The sequence below is a fragment of the Streptomyces odontomachicola genome (assembly GCF_039605595.1).
In the GTDB taxonomy this organism is placed as follows: Bacteria; Actinomycetota; Actinomycetes; order Streptomycetales; family Streptomycetaceae; genus Streptomyces.
The window spans coordinates 253,493-271,026 of the sequence record NZ_JBCFOK010000004.1 but is presented as its reverse complement, the minus strand read 5'-3'; the positions used below and the strand labels follow the sequence as shown (position 1 = coordinate 271,026).

15 protein-coding genes and 1 riboswitch are annotated in these 17,534 nt (G+C 72.9%); of the genes, 5 read left to right on the top strand and 10 right to left on the bottom strand.

What is annotated here, in order from left to right; translation table 11 throughout:
- Window positions 1-261: 261 nt before the first annotated feature.
- The 8 genes from ABEE00_RS08990 to ribD all read right to left on the bottom strand — a co-directional run bounded on the left by ABEE00_RS08990 (window position 262) and on the right by ribD (window position 6,287).
- On the bottom strand, window positions 262-726 hold the full coding sequence (locus tag ABEE00_RS08990; RefSeq protein WP_345744763.1) for a PH domain-containing protein: 465 nt from the start codon (window positions 724-726) through the stop codon (window positions 262-264).
- 47 nt (window positions 727-773) lie between these two features.
- A complete protein-coding gene (gene hisG, locus ABEE00_RS08985; protein ID WP_345744762.1) occupies window positions 774-1,622 on the bottom strand; it encodes an ATP phosphoribosyltransferase in 849 nt (282 codons plus the stop codon).
- 84 nt (window positions 1,623-1,706) lie between these two features.
- Window positions 1,707-1,979, bottom strand: a complete 273-nt coding sequence (locus ABEE00_RS08980) for a phosphoribosyl-ATP diphosphatase (RefSeq protein WP_345744761.1) — start codon at window positions 1,977-1,979, stop codon at window positions 1,707-1,709.
- A 33-nt stretch (window positions 1,980-2,012) separates the two neighbouring features.
- Window positions 2,013-2,498, bottom strand: a complete 486-nt coding sequence (gene ribH, locus ABEE00_RS08975; protein WP_345744760.1) for a 6,7-dimethyl-8-ribityllumazine synthase — start codon at window positions 2,496-2,498, stop codon at window positions 2,013-2,015.
- A 101-nt stretch (window positions 2,499-2,599) separates the two neighbouring features.
- Window positions 2,600-3,913: a bifunctional 3,4-dihydroxy-2-butanone-4-phosphate synthase/GTP cyclohydrolase II gene (locus ABEE00_RS08970; protein ID WP_345744759.1), complete on the bottom strand. Its 1,314-nt coding sequence runs from the start codon at window positions 3,911-3,913 to the stop codon at window positions 2,600-2,602.
- Window positions 3,910-4,581 (bottom strand): nicotinamide mononucleotide transporter family protein, encoded by a 672-nt coding sequence (locus tag ABEE00_RS08965; protein WP_345744758.1) that lies wholly within the window; start codon window positions 4,579-4,581, stop codon window positions 3,910-3,912. The genes ABEE00_RS08970 and ABEE00_RS08965 overlap by 4 nt, the downstream gene beginning before the upstream one ends.
- Entirely contained in the window at window positions 4,578-5,174 is a 597-nt protein-coding gene (locus tag ABEE00_RS08960) for a riboflavin synthase (RefSeq protein WP_345744757.1), read from the bottom strand. The genes ABEE00_RS08965 and ABEE00_RS08960 overlap by 4 nt, the downstream gene beginning before the upstream one ends.
- Window positions 5,175-6,287, bottom strand: a complete 1,113-nt coding sequence (gene ribD / locus ABEE00_RS08955) for a bifunctional diaminohydroxyphosphoribosylaminopyrimidine deaminase/5-amino-6-(5-phosphoribosylamino)uracil reductase RibD (protein WP_345744980.1) — start codon at window positions 6,285-6,287, stop codon at window positions 5,175-5,177.
- A gap of 218 nt (window positions 6,288-6,505) precedes the next feature.
- Window positions 6,506-6,636, bottom strand: a riboswitch (FMN riboswitch).
- Between the two features lie 254 nt (window positions 6,637-6,890).
- Between ribD and ABEE00_RS08950 the strand changes: the two genes are divergently transcribed.
- Window positions 6,891-9,413 carry a chitinase C-terminal domain-containing protein gene (locus tag ABEE00_RS08950; protein ID WP_451918534.1) on the top strand — a complete coding sequence of 841 codons (2,523 nt, stop codon included), beginning with the start codon at window positions 6,891-6,893 and terminating at the stop codon, window positions 9,411-9,413.
- A 49-nt stretch (window positions 9,414-9,462) separates the two neighbouring features.
- Here the strand turns inward: ABEE00_RS08950 and ABEE00_RS08945 are convergent, their stop codons facing one another.
- Window positions 9,463-10,632 (bottom strand): NAD-dependent epimerase/dehydratase family protein, encoded by a 1,170-nt coding sequence (locus ABEE00_RS08945; protein WP_345744756.1) that lies wholly within the window; start codon window positions 10,630-10,632, stop codon window positions 9,463-9,465.
- A 207-nt stretch (window positions 10,633-10,839) separates the two neighbouring features.
- Between ABEE00_RS08945 and ABEE00_RS08940 the strand changes: the two genes are divergently transcribed.
- From ABEE00_RS08940 to ABEE00_RS08925, 4 genes are all read left to right on the top strand, one after another.
- Window positions 10,840-12,279, top strand: coding sequence for an MFS transporter (locus tag ABEE00_RS08940; RefSeq protein WP_345744755.1), 1,440 nt, complete (start codon window positions 10,840-10,842; stop codon window positions 12,277-12,279).
- Window positions 12,280-12,348: 69 nt separating this feature from the next.
- Window positions 12,349-13,800 carry a uracil-xanthine permease family protein gene (locus ABEE00_RS08935; protein ID WP_345744754.1) on the top strand — a complete coding sequence of 484 codons (1,452 nt, stop codon included), beginning with the start codon at window positions 12,349-12,351 and terminating at the stop codon, window positions 13,798-13,800.
- Window positions 13,801-13,878: 78 nt separating this feature from the next.
- Window positions 13,879-14,580 (top strand): DUF5995 family protein, encoded by a 702-nt coding sequence (locus ABEE00_RS08930; protein WP_345744753.1) that lies wholly within the window; start codon window positions 13,879-13,881, stop codon window positions 14,578-14,580.
- 159 nt (window positions 14,581-14,739) lie between these two features.
- Window positions 14,740-15,669, top strand: coding sequence for a TIGR03619 family F420-dependent LLM class oxidoreductase (locus tag ABEE00_RS08925; RefSeq protein WP_345744752.1), 930 nt, complete (start codon window positions 14,740-14,742; stop codon window positions 15,667-15,669).
- 86 nt (window positions 15,670-15,755) lie between these two features.
- On the opposite strand, the gene ABEE00_RS08920 is transcribed toward ABEE00_RS08925, so the two are convergent.
- Window positions 15,756-17,483 (bottom strand): flavin monoamine oxidase family protein, encoded by a 1,728-nt coding sequence (locus tag ABEE00_RS08920; protein WP_345744751.1) that lies wholly within the window; start codon window positions 17,481-17,483, stop codon window positions 15,756-15,758.
- Window positions 17,484-17,534 lie beyond the last annotated feature (51 nt).

Here is a 17,534-nt window from a genome sequence, read left to right as displayed (position 1 = left end):
CTTCACCCCGGCGGCGCCGATGAGGGCCGGACGCTCCGTCCATCGCGGGGAGGGGTCACTCCTCGGGTCGCAGGGTCCCGCCGTGCGGGGTGCGGGCGGGGTGCGGCGGTGCGCCGCGGCACCAGCGTACTGAGTTGTCCCGGGCGGCCAACCCCGGGCGGGCGGCCGCGCTATGGTGCCCCGCCCGCGCGCGGACGCGCGTGACGGGGCAGACGGTGACGTAGGAGAGGTACGCCGTACGGGGCCGGGACCCGGCGGTGCTCAGCCCTCGGCGGCGTTGCCGTAGCGCTCGGCCAGCGCCCGCAGCGCGCGGGCGTCCGCGATGGCCTGCTCCTTGGCGATGCCGGGCTGGATGCCCATGGCGGGCAGGCTCGTGCCGTCGGCGAGGTCGAGGTACACCCAGGGGTCGCCGGGACGCAGATTGACCTTCAGCACCTCCGCCCAATCGAGACGGCGCGTGGTGGTGAGGTTGACGACGGTCACGCCCTGCTCGTCGGCCGTGACGTGCGGGCGGCTGAGCAGCCCGAGCACTCCGAGGAACAGGAACGCCGTGACCACGAAGCTGGCCCGCTCCCCCAGCCCCGCCTTCGGCAGCAGCACGGCGAGCGCCGCGACGACGACGAAGACGGCGACGCCGACGGAGAGCAGCACCACGCGGGTGCGGGTCGGCCGGAAGGTGACGGGGAGGGCGGGCCGCCCTGCGGAGTCTGCGGATTCAGCGGTCACGGTCGGTCCCGTACGAAGAGGCTGGCGGTCGCGGTCCTGGCCGGCCGTCAGAGGCGGCAGGCGTGGATGCCGGTGGTGAGGATGGCGCGGGCGCCCAGCGCGTACAGGTCGTCCATGATCCGCTGGGCCTCCTTCGTCTTCACCATGGAGCGCACCGCGACCCAGCCCTGGTCGTGCAGCGGCGAGACGGTCGGCGACTCCAGGCCCGGGGTGAGCCCGACGGCCTTCTCCAGGTGCTCGGCGCGGATGTCGTAGTCCATCATCACGTACTCCCGCGCGACGAGGACGCCCTGCATGCGGCGCAGGAACTGCTGCACCTTGGGGTCGTCCTGGTCGGCGTCCCTGCCGCGGATGACCACGGCCTCGGAGTGCAGGATCGGCTCGCTGATGATGTCGAGGCCGGCGTTGCGCAGGGTGGTGCCGGTCTCCACGACGTCCGCGATGATCTCGGCGACGCCGAGCTGGATGGCGGTCTCCACGGCGCCGTCCAGGTGCACGACGGAGGCGTCCACGCCCTTGTCCTTCAGGTGCTGGGAGACCAGCCCGGAGAAGGAGGTGGCGACGGTCTTGCCGCCGAACTCGCTCACGTCCTTCGCGGTGCCGGGCAGCGTCGCGTAGCGGAACGTGGAGGAGGCGAAGCCGAGTTGGAGGATCTCCTCGGCCTGCGCGCCGGAGTCCAGCAGCAGGTCGCGCCCGGTGATGCCGATGTCGAGCTTGCCGGAGCCGACGTACACGGCGATGTCGCGGGGGCGGAGGAAGAAGAACTCGACCTCGTTCTCGCTGTCCACGAGGACGAGCTCGCGGCGGTCCTTGCGCTGCCGGTAGCCCGCCTCATGGAGCATCGCCGACGCAGGCTCGGACAGTGAACCCTTGTTGGGGACGGCGATGCGCAGCATGGGGTGAGCTTCCTTCGTTCGCGGGGATTGCGGTGTACGGAAAACGCGGCGGGCGGTGACGCCCGACAGGACGAGCGGTGCCGCTCAGAGGTGAGCGTATACGTCGTCGAGGGAGATGCCGCGGGCGACCATCAGCACCTGGAGGTGGTACAGGAGCTGCGAGATCTCCTCGGCGGTGCGGTCCTCGCCCTCGTACTCGGCTGCCATCCACACCTCGGCCGCCTCCTCGACGACCTTCTTGCCGATGGAGTGCACGCCCTGGCCGACCAGTTCGGCGGTGCGGGAGGTGATGGGGTCGCCTGAGGCGGCCTTCTGCTGGAGCTCGCCGAAGAGCTCCTCGAATGTCTTCTGGGCCATGGTGCTCCAACCCTACGTGGTCGCCGGCGGCCGCTAACGCCAGGGTTCGGCCACGGTACGCAGGGTGGTGGCGGTGGCCACGGCCGCGGTGACCGCCTCGTGGCCCTTGTCCTCGCTGGAGCCCTCGATGCCCGCGCGGTCCAGGGCCTGCTCCTCGGTGTCGCAGGTCAGGACGCCGAAGCCGATGGGCACCCCGGTGTCGACCGACACCTGGGTGAGGCCCTGGGTGACGCCCTGGCACACGTAGTCGAAGTGCGGGGTGCCGCCGCGGATGACCACGCCGAGGGCCACGATCGCGTCGTATCCGCGGTCGGCGAGGACCTTGGCGACCACGGGCAGCTCGTAGCTGCCCGGGACGCGCAGCAGCGTCGGCTCGTCGATGCCCAGCTCGCGCAGCGCGCGCAGCGAGCCGTCGACGAGGCCGTCCATCACCTGCTCGTGCCACTGCGCGGCGATGACCGCGATCCGCAGGTCGCCGCAGTTCTTGATGGAGAGTTCGGGTGCGCCCTTGCCGCTCACGTCGGTTGTGCCTCTCGTGCGTACTGCGGTGCCCGCAGTGGTTGTCGGGGGTACGGGTGGATCGCTGGATCACATGGGGGTTCAGTATCGGTGCGGTGCGGTCACTGGCTGCCGCAGGCCGAGGTGTGTCCGTCGTCCAGCCAGGGCAGCTCGTGCCCCATACGGTCGCGCTTGGTACGCAGGTAGCGGATGTTGTGCTCGCCCGCCTGCACGGGCATCGGCTCGCGCCCGGTGACCCGCAGCCCGTGCCGCTCCAGCGCCTCGGACTTCTCCGGGTTGTTGGTCAGCAGCCGCAGCGAGCGCACCCCCAGGTCGCCGAGGATCTGCGCGGCGGCCGCGTAGTCCCTGGCGTCGGCGGGGAGGCCCAGCTCCAGGTTGGCGTCGAGGGTGTCGCGGCCGCGCTCCTGGAGCTCGTACGCGCGCAGCTTGGAGAGCAGCCCGATGCCGCGGCCCTCGTGTCCGCGCAGGTAGAGGACCACGCCGCGGCCCTCCTCCTGCACGCGCTCCATCGAGGCGTGCAGCTGGGGCCCGCAGTCGCAGCGCTGCGAGGCGAAGACGTCGCCGGTCAGGCACTCGGAGTGGACCCGTACGAGGACGTCCTCGCCGTCGCCGAGGTCCCCGGCGGCCAGCGCGATGTGCTCGACGCCGTCGGCGGTGGAGCGGTAGCCGTACGCGCGGAAGTCGCCGTACTGGGTGGGCAGCCGGGTGCTGGCCTCGCGGCGCACGGTGGGCTCGGCGAGGGTGCGGTAGGCGATCAGGTCCTCGATCGAGATGATCGCCAGGCCGTGCTTGCGCGCGAAGGGCACCAGCTCGGGCAGGCGCAGCATGGTGCCGTCCTCGCCCGCGATCTCCACGATCGCCGCGGCCGGCCGCAGCCCCGCCATCCGCGCCAGGTCCACGCCGGCCTCGGTGTGCCCGGGGCGCGCCAGCACGCCGCCGTCCTTCGCCCGCAGCGGGAAGGCGTGACCGGGGCGTACGAAGTCGGCGGGGCGCGACGCGGGGTCGGCCAGCAGCCGGATGGTCGCGGCGCGGTCGGCGGCGGAGATGCCGGTGGTCACGCCGTGCTCTCCGGTGGCGTCCACGGAGACGGTGAAGGCGGTGCCCATGGACTCGGTGTTCTTCTCCACCATCTGCGGCAACTGGAGCCGGTCGATGTCGGAGGACTCCATGGGCGTGCAGATCAGCCCGCGGCACTCGCTCATCATGAACGCGACCACCTCGGGCGTGATGGTCTCGGCGGCGACGACGAGGTCGCCCTCGTTCTCCCGGCTCTCGTCGTCGACGACCACGACGGGGCGGCCCGCCGCGATGTCCGCCAGCGCCCGCTCGACGGGGTCGAGGGCCAGGTCCTCGCCGGGCGCCTCCGGGGGCAGCTCCCCGGCCGTGGCGTGCCAGTTGCCGTGCAGCGCGGTCATGCTGCTGCTCCTTCCGGTACGGGCTCCTGCGCGGAGCCCTGGGCGGCGTCGATGCGGGAGCGCAGCCACCAGGCGCGCAGCCCCCACAGGACGAGGCCGAGGTAGACGACGTACACGAGCCCGGAGAAGGCGAGCCCGCTGGCGAAGGCGAGCGGGACGCCGACCAGGTCGACGAGGAGCCAGGCGAACCAGAACTCCACGAGTCCGCGTGCCTGCGCCACCATCGCGGCGAGCGTGCCGACGAAGATGTACGCGTCAGGCCACGGGTTCCAGGAGAGCGCGGGGACCAGCGCGAACAGGCCGCCCACGGCGAGGGTGCCGAGCGCGGTGCCCGCGGCGAGCAGCCCGCGCTCGCGCCAGGTGGCGAAGCGCACGGCGACCGAGCCGTCCTGCGCCTGCCGGGTGCCCCGGGTCCACTGCCGCCAGCCCCACAGGGCGACGACGATCACCAGGAGCTGCTTGCCGACGCCGCCGGCGAGGTGCGCCGAGGCGTACGCGCTGATCAGCACGAGTCCGGAGAGCAGCTGGGTGGGCCAGGTGAGCACGGAGCGCCGCCAGCCGAGCGCGAGGGCGATCAGGCCGACGGTGTTGCCTATCGCGTCCGACCAGATGACGTGCTGGCCGAAGGCGGTGAAGGCCTCGGCGTTGAGCCAGTCGAAGGCGGTCACCTCGCCGCCTCTCCGGTGCGGCCGAGCAGCCGCTCCACGTACTTGGCGAGCACGTCGGCCTCCAGGTTGACCCGGTCGCCCGGCTGCTTGGTGCCGAGCGTGGTCAGGTCGAGGGTGGTGGGGATGAGGCTGACGGTGAGGAAGTCGTCGCCGGCCTCCACGACGGTCAGCGAGACGCCGTCGATGGTGATGGAGCCCTTCTCGACGACGTATTTGGCCAGCTCGGGCGGGACCTGCACGCGTACGGTGCCGTCGGCCGTGCGCTCGGTCAGCGTGCCGGTGCCGTCCACGTGGCCCTGCACGAGGTGGCCGTCGAGGCGGCCGCCCAGCGCCATGGGGCGCTCCAGGTTGACCCGGGAGCCCACGTCGAGGTCGCCGAGGCTGGAGCGGGACAGGGTCTCGGCGATGACGTCGGCGGTGAACTCGCCGCCGCCCACCTCGGTGACCGTGAGGCACACGCCGTTCACGGCGATGGAGTCGCCGTGCTTCGCGTCGGCGGTGACCTTGGGGCCGCGCAGCCGGAAGCGCGCCGATCCCTCCAGCCTCTCGACGGCGGTGACCTCGCCCAGCTCTTCGATGATTCCGGTGAACACTCAGGACTCCTCGGTGGCGGTGGTGGAGTGGGCCGCGGCGGCGGGACGGGCCGCGTCGGCGGGGACCGCGGTGATCCGCAGGTCGGGCCCGATACGCACGGAATCGTTCACATGCAGCCGCAACGCCTGCGTGATGGTGCTGATTCCGGCGGGGCCGAGCGCGGCCGGACCCTCTCCCAGCAGTACGGGGGCGATGTAGCCGGTCACGCGGTCCACGGCGCGGGCCGCGACGAAGGCTCCGGCGAGGGTGGGCCCGCCCTCCAGCAGGACGGCGAGCACGCCGCGCTCGTGCAGGGCCTCCAGCAGCGCGGGGATGTCCAGCCCCGGCCCCTCGGCCGCGCGCGGGAGGCGCACGACCTCGGCGTCGTCCTCCAGGTGTGCGGCGTCGGCGTCCTCGGCAACGGCGATGAGGGTGGGCGCGATGTCGTCCAGTACGCGGGCGCCGGGCTGTACGGCGGTGGCGGAGGCGTCCACCACCACGCGGAGGGGCTGGACGGCGCCGGGCACGTCGCGCACCGCGAGGTGCGGGTCGTCGGCGCGGGCCGTGCCCGCTCCGACCACGACGGCGTCGTGCCGGGCGCGCAGGCGGTGCACGTCGGCGCGGGCCTCGGGGCCCGTGATCCACCGGCTGGAGCCGTCGGCCGCGGCAGTACGCCCGTCCAGGGTGGCCGCGTACTTCCAGGTCACGAGGGGGCGACCGCGGGTGACCGAGGCCAGCCACGCGGCGTTGACGGCGGCGGCCTCGTCGGCGAGCAGCCCGTTCTCAGTGTCGACGCCGGCCTCGGCGAGGGTGCGGGCGCCGCCGCCCGCTGTCGGATTGGGGTCGGCGAGCGCGTAGACGACGCGGGCGACCCCGGCGTCGATCAGGGCGCGGGAACAGGGGCCCGTGCGGCCCGTGTGGTTGCACGGCTCCAGGGTGACGACGGCGGTGCCGCCGCGTGCGTCCTCGCCGGCCTCGGCGAGCGCGTGCACCTCGGCGTGCGGGCCGCCGGCGCGCTGGTGCCAGCCCTCGCCGACGGCGCGGCCCGCGCTGTCGAGGATCACGCAGCCCACGACGGGATTGGGGCTGGTGGAGCCCTGGCCGCGGTCGGCCAGTTCGACGGCGCGACGCATGGCGGCCTCTTCGGCCGGTACGGGGGCGCTGGCCGCCGGAGCGGGTGCGGCGTTGCTGGCCACCGGGTCCTCCTGCCTCTTCGGGCACGGACTCCGGGGCGCTTTCGGGAACTCGCGGGGTACGGGTGGGGGCTGGGCCGCCGGTGAGCTTCTCGCTCCGCGGGTGCCGCCCTCTGGGGAACGGTCACCTCCGGCCGGCCGGGAACCCTCCCGGCCCGCCGCGCACTGCCTCCCATCCGGACTTTCACCGTCGGTCCAGGAGTTTCACCTGGTCAACCGCTCGCTGGCTGCGAACGGGTCGCGGACTGTAACCGCCGGTTCGGACTTTCACCGACCCCGGAGTGCGCTGCGTTCTGATCTGCGCCCAGTCTGCCACGCCGACCGGAAGATGATGCAGCCGGTCTTTGTGCCCTGGCTCACAGGGGCGCGACGGGCGCCCGTCATATCGGGCCTTGAGCGCAGTGTGCGCAAACCATTGACCTACTGGTCCAGACCAATTAACTTCTGGCGCACCTCCGAGGAGCACGGCCCGCGGCAGCGGGCCCCGCACGGCAGTTCGGCCTTCTTCCTTCATCCACTCCGTACGGAGGTTCCGTCGTGTCTCTGCGATTACCCCTGTTCGCCACCGCCGCCGCCACCGCCGCGGGGCTCGTCCTCGGCGCGCCGGCGGCCGTGCCCTCCCAGGCCGCGCCCGCTCCCGCGGCCGCGCAGGACCAGTCCGCCTGCCGCCCGGACGGCCTCTACACCACGCCCGGCGTGGACGTCCCGTACTGCACCGCGTACGACGCCGACGGGCGGGAGAAGCTCGCGAACGGGCAGAAGCGCCGCACCATCGGCTACTTCACCGGCTGGCGCACAGGCAAGGACGGGCAGCCCGCCTATCTCGCCTCCGACATTCCGTGGGACAAGGTCACCCACCTCAACTACGCCTTCGCGCACGTGGGGAAGGACAACCGGATATCGGTTGGGGCGGACGGCGAGAAGAATCCGGCCACCGGGATGACCTGGCCCGGCGTCGCGGGTGCCGAAATGGATCCGGCCCTGCCCTACAAGGGCCACTTCAACCTGCTCAACAAGTTCAAGAAGCAGCACCCGGACGTCAAGACGCTGATCTCCGTGGGCGGCTGGGCCGAGACCGGCGGGTATTTCGGCGAGGACGGCAAGCGGGTCGACTCCGGCGGCTTCTACTCGATGGCCACCAACGCCGACGGCTCGGTCAACGCCGCAGGCATCGACGCCTTCGCCGATTCCGCCGTGGACTTCGTGCGGAAGTACGGGTTCAACGGCGTGGACATCGACTACGAGTACCCGACCAGCATGAAGGACGCGGGCAACCCGCTGGACTGGCCGCTCGCCAACGGCCGCAGAGCGGGCCTGGTCAAGGGCTACGCGACCCTCATGAAGGCACTCCGCGAAAAGCTGGACAGGGCAGGAGCCGCCGACGGCCGGCACTATCTGCTGTCCGTCGCCGCGCCCTCCTCCGGATATCTGCTGCGCGGCATGGAGACGTACCAGGTGCAGAAGTACCTGGACTACGTGAACATCATGAGCTACGACCTCCACGGCGCGTGGAACGAGCATGTCGGCCCGAACGCGGCGCTGTTCGACGACGGAAAGGACAGCGAACTCGCGGGCGCGGGGGTCTACACGACGTCCCAGTACGGCGGAATCGGCTATCTCAACACCGACTGGGCCTACCACTACTTCCGCGGCTCCATGCCCGCAGGACGCATCAACATCGGACTCCCCTATTACACAAGGGGGTTCAAGAATGTGACCGGCGGAACGGACGGGCTGTGGGGCAGGGCCCCGGCCACGGAATGCCCCGCGGGGTCCGGGCTCACCAAGTGCGGTGACGGCGCCGTCGGCATCGACAACCTGTGGCACGACAAGGACACGAACGGCAAGGAGTCACCGGCCGGTTCGAATCCGATGTGGCACGCGAAGAATCTGGAGAAGGGCGTCGTCGGCGACTACGCGAAGCAGTACGGATTCCCCGCCGACACCAAGCTGACCGGCACCTACGCGCGCAAGTACGACGCGACGCTCAAGTCCCCGTGGCTGTGGAACGCGGAGAAGAAGGTGTTCCTCTCCACCGAGGACGAGCAGTCGGTGGGCGCCAAGGCCGACTACGTCGCCGACCGCGGCATCGGCGGCGCGATGATCTGGGAGCTGGCCGGCGACTACGAGTGGAACGCCGCCAAGGGCCAGTACGACCAGGGCGACACGCTCACCTCGCTGATGCACGACAAGTTCAGCGCGGCATCCCCGTACGGAGCGAAGCGGGCCACCATCGCCATGCCGGACAAGGCGGTCGACATCGGCGTGGACTTCGGGCAGTTCCCGCTGGGCGACAGCAACTACCCCATCAGCCCGAAGCTGAAGATCACCAACAGGACGAGGACGACGCTGCCCGGCGGCACGGAGTTCCAGTTCGACTACGGCACCTCGGCGCCGGGCAACGCCAGGGACCAGTCCGGGTTCGGCGCCCGCGTCATCCGCAGCGACCACTCGGCGCCGAACAACATCGGCGGCCTGAAGGGCGATTACCACCGGGTCTCGCTGAAGCTGCCCTCCTGGCAGTCGCTGGCCCCCGGCGCCTCGGTCGACCTGGACTTCGTCTACTACCTGCCGGTCTCCACGCCCTCCAACTGGACGGTCACGATCGGCGGCACCACGTACGCGCTCGCCGGCGACCACGCTCGCGGCACGACCGTGGTGGAGCCCGGCGACGGCTCCGGCTCGACCACCGGCGGCACCACGGGCGGCACGACGACCGGCGGCACGACGACCGGCGGTACGAGCACCGGCGGGACCAGCACAGGCGGGACCAGCACAGGAGGCACGGGTACCGGCGGTACCACGACGGGCGGCACCACCACGGGAGGCACCGTGACAGGCGGCACGAGCAGCGGGACGACGACCGGCACGACCACCGGGACCACCGGCGGCACCACCACCGGCGGCCAGTGCTCCGTCGCCGAGTGGGACAGGGCGAAGGCGTACTCCGGCGGCAGCCAGGTCGCCTGGCAGTCCCGCCTGTGGAAGGCGAAGTGGTGGACCCAGGGCGAGGAGCCGGGCACCACGGGAGAGTGGGGCGTGTGGCAGGAGACCGGCACCTGCTGACCGCTCCCCCTTCCCCTTACGGGGCGCCCCTCCACCCCTGGGGCGCCCCCTAAGGCCGCTGCCCCACCCCCGTCAGCAGCTCGCGCACCCGGCCGCCGCCCGGTGCCCGGCGCGCGAGGGTGGGGGTCTCCCCCTCCCGTACGTTCCGCAGTCCGGCGAGGAACTCGCCCACCGCGTCCTCGGCCGACCAGCGCGGTGACCAGCCCAGTTCGCGGCGCGCACGCGAGGTGTCCATCAGCGGCAGCCGCAGCACCGCGTCGAACAACTGCGGCGAGGCGGGCAGCAGATGGGCGTGCCACCCGGCGGCCAGCACGGACCGCACGGTGCGCGCCGGCAGCCGCAGCACCCGCGCGCCGTCCAGCAGCCGGGACAGCACGGCCGCGTCGATCACCGGCTCCGCCGCGAGGTTGTACGGGCCGTGCGCGCGCCCGTCGGTCGCCGCCGTGCAGTAGGCGGCCGCCGCGTCGTCCGCGTGCAGCGCCTGGAAGCGCAGTCCGGGGAGGTCGGGCACGGCCGGTACGACGCCGGGCCGCACCAGCCGCCCCGGCACGAACGGGCCCGCGAACAGCCGCCGTTGCTCGGCAGCGGCCTCCTGCTGGAAGAGGAAGCCGGGCCGCATGCGCACGACCCGCATGTCGGGGTGCTCGCGCTCGTACGCGTCCAGGCAGCGCTCCAGGTACGCCTTCTCGCGGGTGTACGCGGCCTCGGGCCAGCCGTCGGTCGGCCAGTCCTCGGTGACCTCGCGGTCCTTGGGGCCCGGCGAATAGGCGCCGACCGAGGACGCGTACACCAGCGCGGGCACGCCCGCCTCGGCCGCGGCGCGGAACACCCGGAGGCTGCCGAGCACGTTGGTGCGCCAAGTGACGGAGGGCGCGTGGGTCGGCTGGAACAGCCAGGCCAGGTGGATCACCGCGTCGGCGCCGCGGAAGAGCGCGGCGAGGTCGGCCGAACCGCCCATGGCCCCGTCGCTCTCGCCCGTGATGTCGGCGCTCACCCACGTCGTCTTGGCGGGCGTCCACTCACGCGGCACCCGGCGCGCGAGCCCGAGGACCGAGCCGACCCGGGGCTCGGCGGCCAGTGCCCGCAGCACGCTGGTGCCCGCGTTGCCGGTGGCGCCGACCACCACGATCCGCAGGCCGTTCCCGGTACGGCCGGTGTCGCCGCCGGTGTCGCCGCCGTCGTGCGCCGCGGGCGGTCCTGGAGTGGCCGGATGGGACATGGCGGTGCCTCCGTTCCTGGTACTGCGGTAACCCGTCCCGCGCGTGCGCGGTGCCGCGCCCCGGGTTACCGCCCGGCTCACGCGGAAACGGCCCCCTCCGTACGCGTCCCCGTACGGGATCCCCTACGGGGACGCGCGTCGGCCGCGCCGGCGCGGGGAAGGGAACGCCGGACGGGCGTGCGACCGCGCACACGGGGAGGGGCCGGGATGCGGACACCGCGGGACGATGTGGCGCGGGCGCGGATCGCCGTCGCGGTGGTCTTCGCGGTGCACGGCACGGCGAGCGGCACCTTCGCCACCCGCGTCCCCTGGATCCGCGACCACCTGGAGCTCGGCCCCGGCGCGCTGGGCTTCGCGCTGGTCTTCATGACGGCGGGCGCGACGGCCGCGATGCCGCTGGCCGACGGCGTCACGCGGCGGCTCGGCCCGCGCCGTTCGCTGACCGTGCTCTCGCTGGGCTGCTGCCTCGGCCTCGTACTGCCGCCGCCGGCCCCGGCGTTGGGCGCGCTCTGCGCCGCGCTGTTCCTGTACGGGTGCGGGCTCGGCCTGCTGGACGTGGCGATGAACGCGCACGGCGTGCGGGTCGAGGAGCGCATGGGCCGCTCGGTCATGTCCGGGCTGCACGGGATGTGGAGCGTGGGCGCGCTCCTGGGCGGCCTGCTCGGCGCGCTGGCGGCGCACGCGGAAGTGGACGCGCGCCTCCACTTCGCCCTGCTCGCCCCCGTACTGGCGGCGGTGGCGGCGACGGCCGCGCGGTGGGCACCGGACGTACGGGACTCGGATGTACGGGAGCCGGATGTACGGGAGCCGGATGTACGGGAGCCGGATGTACAGGATGCGGCGGAGGTTCCCGGCGGGAAGCAGGCGCGGGGGCTCGCGCGCCGCCTCGCCTCCCTCGTCGCGCTGCCAGGACGCGGCGCGCTCGCCATCGGGCTCGTCGGCTTCTGCGCGGTCTTCGCCGAGGGCGCCTCGATGGACTGGTCCGGCATCTACCTGCGCGAACTCACCGGCGCAGGACCCGGGTTGGCGGCCTCCGCCTACACCGCCTTCGCGTGCACGATGGCGGCGGCGCGGCTCACCGGCGACGCGGCGGTGCGGCGCTTCGGCCCCGTACGCACCGTGCGGGTGTGCGGAGCGCTCGCCGCTTCCGGCGGCGCGCTGGTGGTCGCGGCCCGCACTCCCCCGGCCGCGGTCGCGGGCTTCGCGCTGATCGGGGTCGGCATCGCGGTGGTGGTCCCGCTGTGCTTCGCGGCGGCGGGCCGCGCGACCGACGCCGGCGCCGGGCCGCGTACGGGCGAGGGCGGCGCCGAGCCCCGTACGGGCGACGGCGGGGGCTCGGCCGCGCGGGCGATCGCCGGCGTGGCCACCCTCGCGTACGCGTCCGGGCTCGCGGCGCCCGCGGCGGTGGGCTGGATCGCCCAGGTCACCTCGCTCTCGGTGTCCTTCGCGCTGGTCACGGCCCTGCTGCTCGGGCTCGTCCTCGGCGCGGGCGCACTGCGTGCGGGGCCGCGCACCGGACGGCGCTCAGGACCCCGTACCGGACCGCGTACCGGCCCCCGCACCGCTCGGCGGCGTGCCCGGAAGCGCGAGGCGGGACCGTGTCCGGCGCGCTCAGCGGGGCGCGCTTACGATATTGCGGACCGTTGACCTGCGGCCTCCCTCCCCCGGCCGCCCCTCGCACGGCAGCGGCCCCTCTACCGAGATCTGGAGCACGACATGAGCGGCGGCGGCCTGGGCCTGCGCTGGAGAGTCCACGGAGACGGCCGGGTGCCGCGTCCCGGCGCCGTGGTGCGCCCCGACGAGCGGCTGTCCTGGCCGCGCACGGCGGGGCTGGGCGCGCAGCACGTGGTCGCGATGTTCGGGGCGTCCTTCGTGGCGCCGCTGCTCATGGGCCTGGACCCGAATCTCGCGATCATGATGTCCGGGATCGCGACCATGATGTTCCTGCTGCTCACCCGCGGAAAGGTGCCCAGCTACCTGGGGTGCAGCCTCTCCTTCGTCGGGGTCGCGGCCGTGGTGCGCGCGCAGGGCGGCGGCAGCGCGGCGGTCACCGGCGCCGTGCTGGTGGTCGGCGTGGCGCTGGGCCTGGTGGGGCTCGCGGTGCGGCAGTTCGGCGCGCGGATCATCCACGCCGCGATGCCGCCGGTGGTGACCGGCGCCGTGGTGATGCTCATCGGCTTCAACCTGGCGCCGGTGACGGCCAAGACGTACTTCCCGCAGGACCAGTGGACCGCCCTGCTCACCATGCTCTTCACCGGGCTGGCCGTGGTCTGCCTGCGGGGCTTCTGGTCGCGGATCGCGATCTTCCTCGGCCTCGTCTTCGGGTACGCCGTCTCCTGGCTCTCGGACGCCGTGCTCGGCAAGATCCACTCGCCGGACGGCAGCGGGAAGACCGTGGACCACTGGCGGCTCGACCTCTCCGGCGTACGGGACGCGTCCTGGGTCGGACTGCCCGACTTCCACGCACCGGCCTTCCACTGGTCGGCCGTGCTGGTCGCGCTGCCCGTGCTCATCGCACTGATCGCGGAGAACGCCGGGCACGTGAAGGCGGTCGGCGAGATGACCGGCGACCCGCTGGACGACAAGCTGGGCACGGCCATCGCGGCCGACGGCGCTGGCACGGTGCTCTCCACCGCCGTGGGCGGCCCCGCCACCACCACGTACAGCGAGAACATCGGCGTCATGGCCGCCACCCGCGTCTACTCGACCGCCGCCTACTGGGCCGCCGCGGTCTTCGCGCTGCTCTTCGGCCTGTGCCCGAAGTTCGGCGCGGTGGTCGGCGCGATCCCGGGCGGCGTGCTCGGCGGGATCACCGTGATCCTGTACGGGATGATCGGGCTGCTCGGTGCGCAGATCTGGACCAACAGCGGCGTGGACCTGCGCAATCCGCTGAACCTGGTGCCCACGGCCGCGGGCATCATCATCGGCGTCGGCGGCGTGACGCTGAAGTTCACCGACACCTTCGAGCTCAACGGCATCGCGCTCGGCACCATCGTGGTGCTCACCGGCTACCACGTGCTGCGCGCGCTGGCGCCCGCGCACATGCGGGAGCAGGAGCCGCTGCTGGACGAGGGCACGAGCGGGTACGACCCGGACGAGGAGGCCGGGGGCGAGGAGGCCGAAGGCGAGGCCGGCTCCCCCGGTCACGGCGGTGGCGACACACGGTGACGCGCGCCGTCCCCCGTCCGTGGGCCCGGCGGGCCCGGTTCCGGGCGGTGCGGCGGGGGCGGTGTCAGGCTGCGGTGCATGACGTCAGCCGAGCAGGCTCCCGAACGGGAGCGGCATGCCGCGGATGTGGGCGAGATCGTGGGGCGCATGGCCGCGCTCGGCGCCGGGCTGCCGGAGCGTGACGGTGTCGCGGTCTTCAACCGCGTGTACCTGTCGGTGACGCGCGAGCTGGAACGGCGCCTCGCCGCGCACTGGTTCGGGAACGCGGGCGCGGCGGCCGAGCTGGGCTCGCGCTTCGCCCGCTTCTACCTGGACGCGGTGCGGGCCTGGGACCGGGGCGGCAGGGTCAGCGCGTGCTGGCTGCCGCTGTTCCAGTTGCGGGCACACCCCGGGGTGCGCCCCCTGCAGTACGCGCTGTCGGGGATCAACGCGCACATCGGGCACGACCTGCCGCTCGCGCTGGTGGAGACGTGCCGGGCGCGCGGGTGCGAACCGGAGTCGCTGGAGGGCGACTTCGAGCGGATCGGCGAGCTGCTGACCGGTCTCGAGGAGCGGATCAGGGAGGACCTGATGCCGGGGCCCGACCTGCTGGACGTCGCCGATCCGCTCACCCACCTCGTCGGCTGCTGGAGCCTGGAGCAGGCGCGGGAGGGGGCGTGGGGGGCGTTCCGCGCGCTGTGGGGGTTGCGGGGGCTTCCCGAGCTGGCCGAATCCTTCGCCGGGCGGTTGGACGCGACGGTGGGGCTGGCGGGGCGGTTTCTGTTGACGCCGCTGCCTTGACGCGCCGCGCGCGGGCGCGGCTTGCGTACGCGCGCGGCCCCGCGCGTAGCCGAAATGCGGCGGTCTCGTGAAGGCGGCATTGTCAGCCGTCGCCGGATCGCCTTGCATGGGCCTGATCCGCGGAGTCTGGCGCGGAAGGCGGATGTTGATGGAGGAGCGATGGCACTGCGACTCGGCCTCGGACTGCCGCAGACCGGCACCTACGACCTGACCCGCGATGTGACCGCGGCGGCCCGCGCCGCGGAGGAGACCGGCTACGACAGCGTGTGGGTGCTGGAGCGGATCATGCGCCCCGAACAGCCGGTGGACGACATGTACCTGATCCCCGGCATGCCGTGGGCCGACTACTTCCGCGCCGTCGCCGACCCCCTGGTGACCCTCTCCATGGCCGCGGCCGTCACCGAACGCGTGCGGCTCGGCACCTCCGTGCTCGTCGGCCCCCTGCACCAGCCGTTCCTGCTCGCGCGGTCGCTGGGCAGCCTGGACGCGGCCAGCGGCGGCAGGGTTGTCGCGGGGCTCGGCACGGGCTGGTCGCGCGACGAGTACGCCGCGGCCGGCGCCGACCACCAGGGCAGGGGCCCCGCGCTGGACGAGCTCCTCGACGTGTGCGACCGGGTGTGGGGGCGCGACCCGGTCCCCGCGTACGAGGGCAAGCGCACCCGCTTCAACCCCGCGGCGATCGGCCCCAAGCCCGCGCACCGCATCCCGGTGCTGCTGGCCGGCGGCAACGACCGCGCGCTGCGGCGGCTCGCCAGGCGCGCCGACGGCTGGCTGCCCTCGTTCGTGACGAACGAGCAGGTGGCGCAGATCAAGGGCAGGATCGCGACGCTGGCCGCCGAGTACGGGCGCGCCGACCACCGGTTCACCGTCACGGTGCGCGCCGCCGTGCAGCTCGCCGAGAAGCCGGTCGACGGCGAGCGGATGACGTACACGGGCAGCCTGGAGCAGATCGTGGACGACCTGCGCGGCGCGGCCGCCGTCGGCGTCGACGAGGTGCTGCTGGACGCGCAGACCGACTCGGCCGACGCGACGGAACTGCTGGAGAAGGCGCGGCTGCTCTACACGGCGGCGAGGGAAGCGGGCGTGTAGCAGCGGGTCCCGGGTTCTCGCGCAGAACGAGAACCCGGGACCCGCCAACCGGCCTCAGCCCTCCGGCGGTTCAGTCCTCCGGCGGTTCAGTCCTCCGGCAGTTCCACCGGCGCGATCGCCTCGTACACGTCCCCCGGGCCCGGGTTGGAGGCGTCGGTGCCGCCGCCGAGCTGGTGCATCACGCCCCACACGGCGTTGAGCGCGGTCTGCACGGCGCCCTCGGCCCAGCCCGCCGTCCAGGAGATGTCGTCCCCGGCGAGGAAGAGTCCGCGCCGGTCGGCGGGCAGCGTGTCCTGCATGAAGTGGGTGAACAGGCGCCGCTGGTAGCGGTAGTGCCCGGGCAGGTTCGCCTTGAACGCGCCCATGAAGTACGGCTCGTTCTCCCAGGACACGGTGACCGGGTTGCCGGTGATGTGCTTGCGGATGTCGACGCCGGGATAGATCTCGCCGAGCGACTTGAGCATGACCTCCATCCGCTCGTTGGCGTCCAGCGGCAGCCACTTGAGGCTGTCGTCGCACCAGGTGTAGGAGAGGCAGATGCTCGCCGGGCGGTCCGGGCCGCCCTCGTCCAGCAGGTAGGTGCCGCGCGTCATGCGGTCGGTGAGCGTCATGCTCATCGTGTCCCGGCCGGTGGCAGGGTCCTTATCCAGCCAGAACGGGCGGTCCACCGGGACGAACAGCTTGCTGGACTCCATGTAGTGGGTCCGCTCGACGGCCGTCCAGTGGTCGATGGGCAGCAGCGCGTCGTCGCACTCGATCTTGCTGAGCAGCATCCAGGACTGCGCCGTGAACACGGCCGCCTTGTACGTGCGGATGTCGCCGTCCGCGTCGGTGACCGTGATCCGGTTGCCGGCCGTGCGGTGCAGCCGGGTCACAGCTCCGCGCGGCGCGCCGTCCACGTGCAGGTCGGCGAGGGAGGTGCCCTGCGCCCAGTAGGTGATCTTCTCGGGCGCGCGCTCCCACATCCGCAGCGGGAGCTGCTGGCTGCCGCCCACGACGGAGCGGTGGTCGTCGTCGGCGCCGGTGTAGACGACCCGCAGGATCTCCAGGATGGAGTTGGGGAAGTCGGTGTCCCAGCCGCCGGTGCCGAAGCCGACCTGCCCGAAGATCTCCCGGTGCCGGAAGGAGGCGAAGGCCGGGGAGTCGCAGAGGAAGCCGTAGAAAGTCTGGTTGTCCAGCTTCTCGACCAGCGGGGCCCACAGTTCGCGGATGCGGTCCACGTCCCGCTCGCGTATCGCGCGCTGCATGGCGGCGAAGTCGGCGCCCTCCTCAAGGCACGCGTTCCACGCCTCCATGACCTGGTGGTAGACCTCCGGCAGGTCCTCCAGCTTCTCCGCGTAGCTCGGCTCGCCCTTGAGGTCCACGACCGTCGAGGGGGTGTCGGGCGCGAGCGGGTTGGGGAACGGCGTGGTCTCCAGGCCGTTCATGTCGATGTAGTGCTGGAGCGCCGTGGAGGACGGCGGGAAGCGCATGGCGCCCATCTCGGCCGCCAGGCCGTCCTGTTCGGCGGTGGTCTCCGCGCCGTCAAAGCGGGTGGTGCGCAGCCGCCCGCCGAGCTGGTCGGCCTCGTACACGACGGGCCTGAGGCCCATCTTCATCAGCTCGTACGCGGTGACCAGCCCGGACAGGCCGCCGCCGATCACCGCGACCTCGGTGCCGTGCTCGGTGGCCGGCACGGAGCCGAGCCCCGCGGGGTGCGCCAGATAGTCGTCGTAGGCGAACGGGAAGTCGGGGCCGAACATGGTGACGGGCGGGGCCTCTTGGGCCTCGGCGTGCTGTTCGTCGTGGACGGCGGACGGCACGGTGGACGTCATGGCGCGCTGTTCTCCTTGCGGAAAGGGGTGGTGCGGTGAGGGTGGTACGAG

Bases quoted from the DNA above. Each gene is read 5' to 3' on its own strand.
- ABEE00_RS08930 (WP_345744753.1), top strand. From the start codon at position 13,879: ATGACGTCAGCCGAGCAGGCTCCCGAACGGGAGCGGCATGCCGCGGAT.
- ABEE00_RS08945 (WP_345744756.1), bottom strand. From the start codon at position 10,632: ATGTCCCATCCGGCCACTCCAGGACCGCCCGCGGCGCACGACGGCGGC.
- ABEE00_RS08970 (WP_345744759.1), bottom strand. From the start codon at position 3,913: ATGACCGCGCTGCACGGCAACTGGCACGCCACGGCCGGGGAGCTGCCC.
- ABEE00_RS08935 (WP_345744754.1), top strand. From the start codon at position 12,349: ATGAGCGGCGGCGGCCTGGGCCTGCGCTGGAGAGTCCACGGAGACGGC.
- ABEE00_RS08920 (WP_345744751.1), bottom strand. From the start codon at position 17,483: ATGACGTCCACCGTGCCGTCCGCCGTCCACGACGAACAGCACGCCGAG.
- ABEE00_RS08980 (WP_345744761.1), bottom strand. From the start codon at position 1,979: ATGGCCCAGAAGACATTCGAGGAGCTCTTCGGCGAGCTCCAGCAGAAG.
- hisG (WP_345744762.1), bottom strand. From the start codon at position 1,622: ATGCTGCGCATCGCCGTCCCCAACAAGGGTTCACTGTCCGAGCCTGCG.
- ABEE00_RS08925 (WP_345744752.1), top strand. From the start codon at position 14,740: ATGGCACTGCGACTCGGCCTCGGACTGCCGCAGACCGGCACCTACGAC.
- ABEE00_RS08940 (WP_345744755.1), top strand. From the start codon at position 10,840: ATGCGGACACCGCGGGACGATGTGGCGCGGGCGCGGATCGCCGTCGCG.
- ribD (WP_345744980.1), bottom strand. From the start codon at position 6,287: ATGCGTCGCGCCGTCGAACTGGCCGACCGCGGCCAGGGCTCCACCAGC.